Source organism: Streptomyces sp. SID486, from assembly GCF_009865385.1.
GTDB lineage: Bacteria > Actinomycetota > Actinomycetes > Streptomycetales > Streptomycetaceae > Streptomyces.
This window is the reverse complement of the sequence record NZ_WWJT01000081.1, coordinates 1-10459: the sequence shown is the minus strand read 5'-3', so window position 1 is coordinate 10459 and position 10459 is coordinate 1. Positions and strand designations below refer to the sequence as shown.

The following is a 10459-nucleotide window of genomic DNA, read 5'->3' as shown; positions in this document are numbered from 1 at the left end:
CTGCCCCGCCCGGGGCCGCGTCGCCGGCCGCGACGCCCGTGCCCCGCAGGCTCCTGACGGCCCGGCCGGCCGGACGCCCGCCGTACCGGTCCAGCCAGTCGACGCGCACCCACAGCAGCGTCTGGCCGGCCCGCTCCAGCCGCCCGATCCAGGCGGCCTTCAGCCGCAGCCCCGCGCCGAGCCCGGCCAGCAGCATGCCGCCGGCCGCGGGCACCGCGAAGGCGGAGCCGAACGCGACCGCCCACCCCAGCAGCAGCCACCAGCGGTGCCCCCGGCGCCAGGTGCGCACGGTCACGGCCCGGTCCTGCAACACGTCGTACCGGCCCGCGCGGGCCGTCCCCCGGGCGAGGGCCGCGTACCGGCCCCGGCGGACCAGCGCCACGCCGGCCGCGCCGGCCAGGAACAGCGCCGCCCCGGCCAGCACGCCGATCCGGCGCCCGGTCAGCCCCTGCGGTACGGCACCGATCCCCGCGGCGAGCACCCCGAGCCACCACAGCGGCCCGGCACCCGCCCGTACGACGACGGCCACCCGGGCCAGTCCCTGTCCTCCGCGTCCTCCGCGTCCTCCGCGCGCCACGCAGCCTCCCGTGTCACGTGTCTCCACAGCACACCAGTCGGGCGGGACGTTAACGGCAGAACGTGAGACGAGTCTGAGAGCGGAGAGAAGGGTGACGGGGGCGAGCGGGGCGGGGGCGGCAGGAGTGGCAGGGGCCTCGCTCCGGCCGGCTCACTCGACGAACAGTCCGCGGGCCGCCGCCCGGGTGTCGAAGTCCTCCAGCCGGGCCTGGGCGTCCGGCAGGCCGTCGCACAGCGCCTCCAGCAGCACCCGGCCGAGCAGCATCGGCGCGCACGCGGTGTCGAAGGCGAGCCCGGTGCCGACGGCGGCGGGCAGCAGCAGGTCGGAGTGCTTGGCGACCGGGGCGAACGCCGAGTCGGCGACCGTGACGACGGTCAGGCCCGCGTCCTTGGCGTAGGCGAGGCTGTCCACCACCTCGCGTGGATGGCGCGGCAGCGCGAAGCACAGCAGGGCGGTGGCACCGGCGCGGACCGCGGCGTCGACGCGGTCGTGGATCATCGTGCCGCCCTCGTTCAGCAGCCGGACGTCCGGGTGGACCTTGGCGGCGAAGTAGGCGAAGCCGTACGCCTGGGAGGCGGCGGCACGCAGCCCGAGCACCGGCAACGGGCGGGAGGCGGCGAGGACCCGGCCGGCCCGCTGCACCGGTCGGGGGTCCGCGAGCAGTTCGGCCAGGTGCCGGAGGTTCTCGATCTCCGCCTCGACGGCCTGCTGGTACTCGTTGTAGGCGCCGGCCCCGGCGGCCGGCTCGGCCGGGACGACCTCGCGCAGGTGCTTGCGCAGGGCGGGATAGCCGTCGAAGCCGAGGGCGACCGCGAACCGGGTCACCGAGGGCTGGCTGACCCCGGCCAGTTCGGCCAGCTCCACGCTGGACAGGAAGGGCACGTCGGCCGCCCGACGCACCATGCTGTGCGCGATGCGGCGCTGGGTCGGCGTGAGCCGGTGCCCCTCGAACAGCGCCTGCAACCGGTTCGCCGGACTGTCGGTCGCGCTCATCTCCGTACTCCCCCTCCAGATCTCCTCGCCGCCCCGGGAGAGTACAGCGCCGAGGCGGCACCGGACACGGACTCCCTATTCAAGGAGTTCGCCTCTGCATACCGTTATACAGCGCGTGGGGGGAACGCGCCGCGATCCGGTGGTTCTCCCGGCCCGGGAACCGGGGGTTGACCCCAGTGCGCCGGTACGGTCCCGTCTCTAGGCTGGCCGGCATGGACACACTCGATCCCCATGACGACGTCGGTCTGAGAACGGACCCCGACCTGCGCAAGGAGCTGGACGCGACCGTGCGGGCCCGCAGGGAACTGGGCGACGAGTACGACTCCGCCCTGGTGGACTCCTTCCTGGAGAAGGTCGAGTCGCGGATCGACGACGCGGTGGACCGCCGGCTGCGACGGCAGCTGGCCGAGCGGCAGATGGCCACGGCCCGCGCGTCGCGGCGGCCGAACCCGGTCGACTCCTGGGGCGAGCGCTACGGCTTCGCCCTGATCACGCTGGTCCTCGCGATCCCGCTGTCGGCGATCGCCGGTGCCCTCGCGGGGATCGCCGGGACGGTCGCCACCTGGATCGGCATCGTCGGCGTCAACGCGGTGCAGGCCGTACGCCTCCACCCGGAGCTGCTCGCGGGCCGCGGCCGGGACCGGTCCGCCGCGGACGACTGAGCGGACCCGTCTCCCGGCGCTCACACCGGCCGGGCCGGCACTCCCCCGTGCCGCGGGCCGGGCCGGCACTCCCCCGTGCCGCGGGCCGGGCCGGCGGCACGGGGTCCGCGAAAGAGTTGCGCGGGGACCGCCGCACCCCCGTTTCCGGGGGGCGGGACGACGGCGGTCCCCGCGAGGGACGCGGGCCGGGTCAGGCCGGGCTTGCGCGTCCGTGGCGTCCGTGGAGGTCCGGGAGCCGCTCCGGAGGTCCTGGGCGCCGTTCGCCGCCGGCCTGGGCGGGGAGCCGATCCCGCCCTGCCGACACCCACCACTGTGCCGGGCCCGTGTTAAGCGGGTGCTGCGCGCACGTGACACGCTCGTACCACTTGCGAGCCGGCTCGATCGGCCCAGGTCATCACGTGTTCGCCGGGGTCACCCCGGGTTCACCGGGGGGTCGCTACTTGTTGCCGCCCTTGGCGAGGAAGGCCAGCAGGTCCTGCCGGCTGATCACGCCGGTCGGCTTGCCCTCGACCAGGACGATCGCCGCGTCGGCGGTGCCCAGCACCTGCATCAGGTCGCCGACCGGCTCACCGGAGCCGACCTGGGGCAGCGGGGCGCACATGTGCTTCTCCAGCGGGTCCTCCAGCGAGGCCCGCTTGCTGAACAGGGCGTCGAGCAGCTCCCGTTCCACCACGGAGCCGACGACCTCGGCGGCCATCACGTCCGGGTGACCGGCGCCCGGCTTGACGACGGGCATCTGCGAGACGCCGTACTCGCGCAGCACCTCGATGGCCTCGCCGACGGTCTCCTCCGGGTGCATGTGCACCAGGGACGGGATGGCTCCGGCCGCCTTGTCGCTGAGGACGTCACCGACGCGGGCGCTGGGGCCCTCGTCCTCCAGGAAGCCGTAGTCGGCCATCCACTCGTCGTTGAAGATCTTCGAGAGGTAGCCGCGGCCGCTGTCCGGCAGCAGGACCACCACGACGTCGTCCGGGCCGAGCCGCTCGGCGACCTCCAGCGCGGCGACGACGGCCATGCCGCAGGAGCCGCCCACCAGCAGGCCCTCCTCCTTGGCGAGGCGGCGGGTCATCTGGAAGGCGTCCTTGTCGGAGACCGCGACGATCTCGTCGGCGACCGTGCGGTCGTAGGCCGTGGGCCAGAAGTCCTCGCCGACGCCCTCGATCAGGTACGGCCGGCCGGAGCCGCCGGAGTAGACCGAGCCCTCGGGGTCGGCGCCGATGACCTTGACCTTCCCCTGGCTGGCCTCCTTCAGGTAGTTGCCGGTGCCGGAGATGGTGCCGCCGGTGCCCACGCCCGCCACGAAGTGGGTGAGCTTCCCCTCGGTCTGCTCCCACAGCTCGGGGCCGGTCGAGTGATAGTGCGAGAGCGGGTTGTTGGGGTTGGAGTACTGGTCGGGCTTCCACGCGCCGGGGGTCTCACGGACGAGGCGGTCGGAGACGTTGTAGTACGAGTCCGGGTGCTCGGGGTCGACGGCGGTCGGGCACACCACGACCTCGGCGCCGTACGCGCGCAGCACGTTGATCTTGTCGGTGCTCACCTTGTCGGGGCACACGAAGATGCACTTGTAGCCCTTCTGCTGGGCCACGATGGCAAGACCCACACCGGTGTTGCCACTGGTCGGCTCGACGATCGTGCCGCCCGGCTTCAGCTCGCCGCTCTGTTCGGCCGCCTCGATCATGCGCAGGGCGATGCGGTCCTTCACGGAACCGCCGGGGTTGAAGTACTCCACCTTGGCCAGGACGGTCGCCTGGATGCCCTTGGTCACGTTGTTGAGCTTCACCAGCGGGGTGTTGCCGACGAGGCTGATCATCGAGTCGTGAAATCGCACCGTTGTCTCCGGTCGCTGCAAAAAGATGTGTTCGTAGTGGTGCCGCCAGCCTAAGGCCAGCCGTCCGGCGGGGAAGGTCGTTCACTGGGCGTTGAGATTGACGCACGGTCCGTACGGGGCAAGGAGTGGATACGGCTACGAGGAGGTGGCGGCGACGCATGACGAGCATGTCGAGGGCGCGGGTGGCCCGGCGCATCGCGGCCGGGGCGGCGTACGGCGGTGGCGGGGTCGGGCTGGTCGGCGCGGCGGCGGTCGGTCTGGTGCTGGCGGAGGTCCGGCTGGCGCGGCGCCATGTGGGCAACGGCAGCAGCGGCCGGGTGCCGGTGGCCGACGGGGTGTACGGGCACGGGTACGACATCCCCGGCGAGCCCCCGCTCCGCCTGACCATGCTCGGCGACTCCACGGCCGCGGGGCAGGGGGTGCACCGGGCGGGGCAGACACCGGGGGCACTGCTGGCCTCCGGGCTCGCGGCGGTGGCGGAACGCCCGGTGGAGCTGCGCAACGTCGCGCTGCCCGGGGCCCGGTCCGACGACCTCGACCGGCAGGTGGCGCTGGTGCTGTCCGGCGCCGCCCCGGTCCCCGACATCTGCGTGATCATGGTCGGCGCGAACGACGTCACGCACCGGATGCCGGCCACACGCTCGGTGCGGCACCTGTCGGCGGCGGTGCGGCGGCTGCGCACGGCCGGCGCCGAGGTGGTGGTCGGCACCTGTCCCGACCTCGGCACCATCGAACCGGTGCAGCAGCCGCTGCGCTGGCTGGCCCGGCGGGCGTCCCGGCAGCTGGCGGCGGCCCAGACGATCGGGGCGGTGGAGCAGGGCGGCCGCACGGTGTCGCTGGGCGACCTGCTCGGCCCGGAGTTCGAGGCGAACCCGCGCGAGCTGTTCGGGCCGGACAACTACCACCCGTCGGCGGAGGGTTACGCGACGGCGGCGATGGCCGTGCTGCCCACGCTGTGCGCGGCACTGGGCCTGTGGCCGGCAGAGGAGGAGCGGCCGGACGTGTCGCGGCGCGAGGGTTTCCTGCCGGTCGCCCGCGCGGCGGCGGAGGCGGCCTCGGAGGCGGGCACGGAGGTGACGGCGGCGATGCCGACGGGGCCGCGGGGACCGTGGGCGCTGCTGAAGCGCCGGCGCCGGCGCCGGGTGCCGGAGGCCGAACCGGCGACGCCGTCGCTGTGACACCCGACGGCACGGCGGCTCCGCCGCTGTGCCGCCACGACGGCTCGGTGACTTCGGCGCTGTGCCGCCCCGACGGCTTCACGGCCAAGCAAGCGCTTAGTAAATTGCGGTCAGTGTCACACCCCGACACCGATGACCTCGCCCGTACGGCCGGGTAACTTCCCAACCGGCCCTGCCCACTTTCTGTCACTGGAGCCGTGATGCCCGAAGCCGTCATCGTCTCGACCGCCCGCTCCCCCATCGGCCGCGCGAACAAGGGCTCCTTGAAGGACCTGCGCCCCGACGACCTGACCGCCACGATCATCCAGGCGGCGCTCGCCAAGGTTCCCGAGCTGGACCCGCGGGACATCGACGACCTGATGCTCGGCTGCGGCCTGCCCGGCGGCGAGCAGGGCCACAACCTCGGCCGGATCGTCGCCGTGCAGATGGGCATGGACCACCTGCCGGGCTGCACGATCACCCGCTACTGCTCCTCCTCCCTGCAGACCTCCCGCATGGCCCTGCACGCCATCAAGGCCGGCGAGGGCGACGTCTTCATCTCGGCCGGCGTCGAGACCGTCTCCCGCTACGCCAACGGCAGCTCCGACATGCCGGGCGCCCGCAACCCGCTGTTCGCCGACGCCGAGGCCCGGACCGTCGCCGTCGCGCAGTCCGAGGGCTCCACCTGGCACGACCCGCGCGAGGACGGCCTGCTGCCCGACCCGTACATCGCGATGGGCCAGACCGCCGAGAACCTCGCCCGCGTCAAGGGCGTCACCCGCGAGGAGATGGACGAGTTCGGCGTCCGCTCCCAGAACCTCGCCGAGCAGGCCATCAAGAACGGCTTCTGGGAGCGCGAGATCACCCCGGTGACGCTGCGCGACGGCACGGTGGTCAGCAAGGACGACGGCCCGCGCGCCGGAGTCACCCTGGAGGGCGTCCAGGGCCTCAAGCCGGTCTTCCGCCCGGACGGCCTGGTCACCGCCGGCAACTGCTGTCCGCTCAACGACGGCGCCGCCGCGCTCGTCATCATGTCCGACACCAAGGCCCGCGAGCTGGGCCTGACCCCGCTCGCCCGGATCGTGTCCACCGGCGTCTCGGGCCTCTCGCCCGAGATCATGGGCCTGGGCCCGGTCGAGGCCAGCAAGCAGGCGCTGCGGCGCGCGGGCCTGACCATCGACGACATCGACCTGGTCGAGATCAACGAGGCGTTCGCCGCCCAGGTGATCCCCTCCTACCGCGATCTCGGCATCGACATCGACAAGCTGAACGTCAACGGCGGCGCCATCGCCGTCGGCCACCCCTTCGGCATGACGGGCGCCCGGATCACCGGCACGCTCATCAACTCGCTGCAGTGGCACGACAAGCAGTTCGGCCTGGAGACGATGTGCGTCGGCGGCGGCCAGGGCATGGCGATGGTCATCGAGCGCCTCAGCTGACCCACCGTCCGTAGCGGAGCACGCACAGCACGTCGCAGAAGGGCCCAGAACCTGGGAAACGCCAAGGTTTTGGGCCTTTCCGTGATCCAATCTCCCCCAGGATGTGACCTATGTCGCCCGCCGGTCACATCGATGCAGGTCAGCGCGGATCAGCACAGCGCACGACGAAACCGTGAGCCCGAAGTTCTGCCCGTTTCGTGACGTTACGCACTGACAGTTGGTTAGTCCGGCCTTCAAGCTGATGTAGGAAGTCGGGGGTCGACTTTGAACCGGGAGTATGTCAGTGAGCGCCATGCCGATCGCCCTGCTGCTCACCACGGCAGCCACCGGCGCCGTGGGCGTCGCCGTCCTGCGTACCGTCCTCAAGCTGCGCCGCCAGCTGACCGAGCTGCAGCGGCAGCTCGGCGAGGACCGGACGCCGAGCGCGCGCGCCGTGCTGCCGCACGCGCGGGCCGCCGCCGACGCCGACCAGATACGCGCGGCCGTGGCCGAGGCGCTCGCCGAGGAGCGGGAGCGCGAGCTGGCCGAGGCGCGTGCCTTCTGGGCCGCGCAGGAGGCGCGTGACGCCTCCGACGCGCCGTCGCTGTACGGGCTGCCCGAGGCCGATCTGTTCATGCCGCGCCAGGCGGACTTCGCCGGCCTGGAGCCGGTGGGCGAGCCGGCCACCGACGCCGACGAGTTCTCCGGGGAGTCGCCGGAACTGGCCGCGGCCCGCCGCCGGCACCCCTCGCACCCGGACTTCGTGCCGGTGCAGCCGCCGGCCGTGAACGACCACGAGCGCACGGCGACCGCCCTGGAACAACTGGCCGCCGAGCACGTCGAGCTGTCCGACGTCCGCCCCGGCCCGCTGGGCACCCTCGACGTCTACGTCTTCGCCGACGGCACCACCCTGTGCATGACCCCGGGTCACCGCGAGACGGCGGAGCGCCTGGCCGCGGCGGTGGAGTCGGGCGAGTGCCCGTACCTGCTGGGCGGCTCGGGCGTCTCCGGCGCCTACACGCTGACCTTCGCGTGCGGCGAGGACATGGTCTACATCCTGGCCGACCGGGTCATCGCGTCCCTCTGACGGTCCTCAGACACCCGCCCGCTGCCGCGCCTCCTCCACCAGCCGCACGGCCTCGGCGACCTGGTCGTCGCCGCGCACCGCCACGGCCAGGTCGTGCGCGGCCACGAGGATCTGGTCCGCCACGGCGAACATCCCCGCGTCCGGCATCTCCCGGGGCTCCGCGCCGGGCTCCTCCAGCGACTGGGCCCAGCGCGAGAGCTGCCGCGCCATGGCCAGCGCCTCGGCCGCGGCGCCGCGTTGCAGCCGGCTCTGCGGTGCCGCCCGCAACCGGTCGGCGAAGTGATCCACTGCTTGGGTCAAGGGCGTCGTATCAACCACCCGCCGAGCGTAACGCGCCGCACTGTTGCCAATACGCGAACGCTCAGGCACGGTGACGTGAAGGACCGGCTTACATCCCCTTTGTGTACGGAGGCGCCGATGTCCCACGTCTTCTCGGAGGAGACCCACCGCAATCTGCTCGCCCGCATCCCGCACTGCACCGGTCGTGAGGTCTCCGACTGGCTGCGCACCGTCGAAGAAGGTCCCGCACTCTTCCGCTTCGAGGAGAAGGTCAGCTGGCTCCGGCACGAGTACGACCTGGCGTACGGCCACGCCAAGGCGCTCGTGCACGAGTACGACCTGAGGAGGGCGGCGCGCAAGCTCCGCTGAACGCCGAAGGGCCCCGGGCGGGATGCCCGGGGCCCTGCGCACGGCCGATGCCGCTGGTCGCTGGTCGCTAGTCGCTGCTGCTGAAGATCGCCACCAGTCGCAGCATCTCCACGTAGATCCACACCAGGGTCATGGTGAGACCGAACGCGGCGAGCCAGGACTCGTTGCGAGGGGCACCGTAGGCGATGCCGTCCTCGATCTGCTTGAAGTCGAGGGTCAGGAAGAACGCCCCGAGCAGGATCGCGATGATGCCGACGATCGCGCCGAGCGGACCGAAGCTGCGCAGTCCGCCGTTCTCGGCGACGCCGAAGACGACCAGCAGCAGGTTGACCGCCGTGACCACCAGGAAGGCCATCGCGATGGCCATGCCGATGCGGGCGTAGCGGGCGGTGACGCGGATCCAGCCGGCCTTGTAGACCAGCAGGGTCGCGCCCGAGACCGCCATGGTGCCGAGCACCGCCTGGAACGGCGCACCGCTCCACCGGCTGTTGAACATCTCGCTGATGACGCCGAGGAAGACGCCCTCGAAGGCGGCGTACCCGAGGATCAGCGCGGGCGACGGGGTGCGCTTGAAGCTCTGGACCATCGCCAGGACGAAGGCGATCAGCGCGGCGCCGACGGCCAGGCCGTAGCTGGTGCCGGAGACCGGCAGCAGCGCCCAGGCGAGGACGGCGCCGACGGCGACCGTGCCGAGCGTGAGGGCCGAGCGGACGACGACGTCGTCCATGGTCATCCGGTCGGTGGTGACCGGGGCGTGCGGCGGGGCACCCTGCTGGACGTCCGCCTGCGCGTACGGGTTCTGCGCGTAGGGGTTCTGCGCGTACGGGTCGCCCTGTGCGTACCCGGCCTGCGGTGCGGTGTTGAAGCCGGCATAGCCGTTGTCGCGGCTGAACCCCCGTCGCGAGAAGACCGGGTTACTGCTCCTCATTTCACTCCTCCATGACTGCCGAGTGCAGCCTTGGGCTCAAGAGTAATGGATTGGCAAAGGACCGACCATGATACCTGAGGAGGATCTTTCCCCTGCCGTGCTGCGCAACACGCTACGCGCGCGTTCGATTCCCGGCCAGGGACGGACGGCCGACCGGGCGGCGGCCCGGGTGCACCCCGGCCGGGCGGCCGAGACCACGCGGGGGCCCGGCCCGCTCCGGGGCAGGGGGACGGCCGGCGGAGCCGTTCGACGGGTGGATGTCCTGAGCGTGACACGGGCGTGAGCGGCAGGCCGCCGACAGCGGGCCGAGTGCCCGGCCGGCCGGACGCCGTGAGGCGGAAAGTGCCCGGAGCCGGACTTGAACCGGCACGCCCGCGAAGGGGCAGCGAGGTTTAAGCTCGCCGTGTCTGCATTCCACCATCCGGGCAGGCCATGGGCTCCGCAACGAGGTCCCGAGCCTATCGGGAGCCATCCCCCGGACAGCGGAAGGGTGGCCCGATGTTGTCTTATTTTATTGACGTCTGAGGGTGCATCAGCACACGGAACGCGCCATCCGCACTTGCCAACAGCCTGACGGGGCGGGTGTACACGCGTACGCGAAATGACGGAATTTCACCGCCAGAACAAAGGCGGTCCACCGGTTCTTGACATCACGTCCGACCTCGGGGGTCGCCGGCCCTCGGGGTCGGCCGTCCTCCCCAGGTATGACACGGCGGCCTTCCGTCCGACCCGAGTCGCCCCCCGGAACCGGAACAGCGACTGACTCCACGCGCGCTCCGTGCCGGGACGATGGAACGGTCCCCAGGAACACACGCCGTCCCGTCAGGAGCATCCCCCCGTGACCACCACACCCACCGCCGGCCGGACCACCGCCGTGGCCGCACGCGCCACGGAGCTGTCGAAGATCTACGGGCAGGGTGAGACCCGGGTGGTCGCCCTGGACCGGGTCTCCGTCGACTTCCGGCAGGCCGAGTTCACCGCGATCATGGGCCCCTCCGGCTCCGGCAAGTCCACGCTGATGCACTGCGTGGCCGGCCTGGACACCTTCTCCGAGGGATCGGTGCGCATCGGCGACACCGAGCTGGACAAGCTGAAGGACAAGCAGCTCACCAAGCTGCGCCGGGACAAGATCGGCTTCATCTTCCAGGCGTTCAACCTGCT

The 10459-nt window shown here is 72.2% G+C and carries 11 protein-coding genes and 1 tRNA gene; 6 read left to right on the top strand and 6 right to left on the bottom strand.

Annotated features, from left to right (window positions below):
* Both GT045_RS04290 and GT045_RS04285 read right to left on the bottom strand, forming a co-directional pair.
* Nucleotides 1-529: hypothetical protein (locus GT045_RS04290; RefSeq protein ID WP_161333330.1), on the bottom strand; the 529-nt coding region annotated here is incomplete at its 3' end.
* A gap of 198 nt (nucleotides 530-727) precedes the next feature.
* Nucleotides 728-1570, bottom strand: a complete 843-nt coding sequence (locus GT045_RS04285; RefSeq protein ID WP_161333329.1) for a MurR/RpiR family transcriptional regulator — start codon at nucleotides 1568-1570, stop codon at nucleotides 728-730.
* A 212-nt stretch (nucleotides 1571-1782) separates the two neighbouring features.
* On the opposite strand from GT045_RS04285, the gene GT045_RS04280 reads away from it, so the two are divergent.
* Entirely contained in the window at nucleotides 1783-2232 is a 450-nt protein-coding gene (locus tag GT045_RS04280; protein WP_161295535.1) for a hypothetical protein, read from the top strand.
* Nucleotides 2233-2668: 436 nt separating this feature from the next.
* Here GT045_RS04280 and GT045_RS04275 read toward each other — a convergent pair whose 3' ends face one another.
* On the bottom strand, nucleotides 2669-4060 hold the full coding sequence (locus GT045_RS04275; RefSeq protein ID WP_161295533.1) for a cystathionine beta-synthase: 1392 nt from the start codon (nucleotides 4058-4060) through the stop codon (nucleotides 2669-2671).
* A 158-nt stretch (nucleotides 4061-4218) separates the two neighbouring features.
* Between GT045_RS04275 and GT045_RS04270 the strand changes: the two genes are divergently transcribed.
* The 3 genes from GT045_RS04270 to GT045_RS04260 all read left to right on the top strand — a co-directional run bounded on the left by GT045_RS04270 (nucleotide 4219) and on the right by GT045_RS04260 (nucleotide 7722).
* Entirely contained in the window at nucleotides 4219-5238 is a 1020-nt protein-coding gene (locus tag GT045_RS04270) for an SGNH/GDSL hydrolase family protein (RefSeq protein WP_202516192.1), read from the top strand.
* A gap of 200 nt (nucleotides 5239-5438) precedes the next feature.
* Nucleotides 5439-6656 carry an acetyl-CoA C-acetyltransferase gene (locus GT045_RS04265; protein ID WP_161333328.1) on the top strand — a complete coding sequence of 406 codons (1218 nt, stop codon included), beginning with the start codon at nucleotides 5439-5441 and terminating at the stop codon, nucleotides 6654-6656.
* 283 nt (nucleotides 6657-6939) lie between these two features.
* Complete coding sequence (locus GT045_RS04260; protein WP_161333327.1) at nucleotides 6940-7722, top strand: hypothetical protein; 783 nt, start codon at nucleotides 6940-6942, stop codon at nucleotides 7720-7722.
* 6 nt (nucleotides 7723-7728) lie between these two features.
* Here the strand turns inward: GT045_RS04260 and GT045_RS04255 are convergent, their stop codons facing one another.
* Entirely contained in the window at nucleotides 7729-8040 is a 312-nt protein-coding gene (locus tag GT045_RS04255) for a hypothetical protein (protein ID WP_161295527.1), read from the bottom strand.
* 99 nt (nucleotides 8041-8139) lie between these two features.
* On the opposite strand from GT045_RS04255, the gene GT045_RS04250 reads away from it, so the two are divergent.
* Entirely contained in the window at nucleotides 8140-8370 is a 231-nt protein-coding gene (locus GT045_RS04250) for a DUF4287 domain-containing protein (RefSeq protein WP_161295525.1), read from the top strand.
* Between the two features lie 67 nt (nucleotides 8371-8437).
* Here the strand turns inward: GT045_RS04250 and GT045_RS04245 are convergent, their stop codons facing one another.
* The gene (locus GT045_RS04245; RefSeq protein WP_161295523.1) at nucleotides 8438-9298 is read right to left on the bottom strand and encodes a Bax inhibitor-1/YccA family protein; all 861 of its coding nucleotides are present in this window, start codon (nucleotides 9296-9298) and stop codon (nucleotides 8438-8440) included.
* A gap of 343 nt (nucleotides 9299-9641) precedes the next feature.
* Nucleotides 9642-9725, bottom strand: a tRNA-Leu gene (locus GT045_RS04240).
* Between the two features lie 411 nt (nucleotides 9726-10136).
* Here GT045_RS04240 and GT045_RS04235 point away from each other — a divergent pair.
* On the top strand, nucleotides 10137-10459 hold a 323-nt coding region (locus GT045_RS04235; RefSeq protein ID WP_161295521.1), incomplete at its 3' end, for an ATP-binding cassette domain-containing protein.

Excerpts from the sequence above, each read along its gene's own strand:
- GT045_RS04285 (WP_161333329.1), bottom strand. The coding sequence starts at position 1,570 with ATGAGCGCGACCGACAGTCCGGCGAACCGGTTGCAGGCGCTGTTCGAG.
- GT045_RS04280 (WP_161295535.1), top strand. The coding sequence starts at position 1,783 with ATGGACACACTCGATCCCCATGACGACGTCGGTCTGAGAACGGACCCC.
- GT045_RS04270 (WP_202516192.1), top strand. The coding sequence starts at position 4,219 with ATGACGAGCATGTCGAGGGCGCGGGTGGCCCGGCGCATCGCGGCCGGG.
- GT045_RS04265 (WP_161333328.1), top strand. The coding sequence starts at position 5,439 with ATGCCCGAAGCCGTCATCGTCTCGACCGCCCGCTCCCCCATCGGCCGC.
- GT045_RS04250 (WP_161295525.1), top strand. The coding sequence starts at position 8,140 with ATGTCCCACGTCTTCTCGGAGGAGACCCACCGCAATCTGCTCGCCCGC.
- GT045_RS04245 (WP_161295523.1), bottom strand. The coding sequence starts at position 9,298 with ATGAGGAGCAGTAACCCGGTCTTCTCGCGACGGGGGTTCAGCCGCGAC.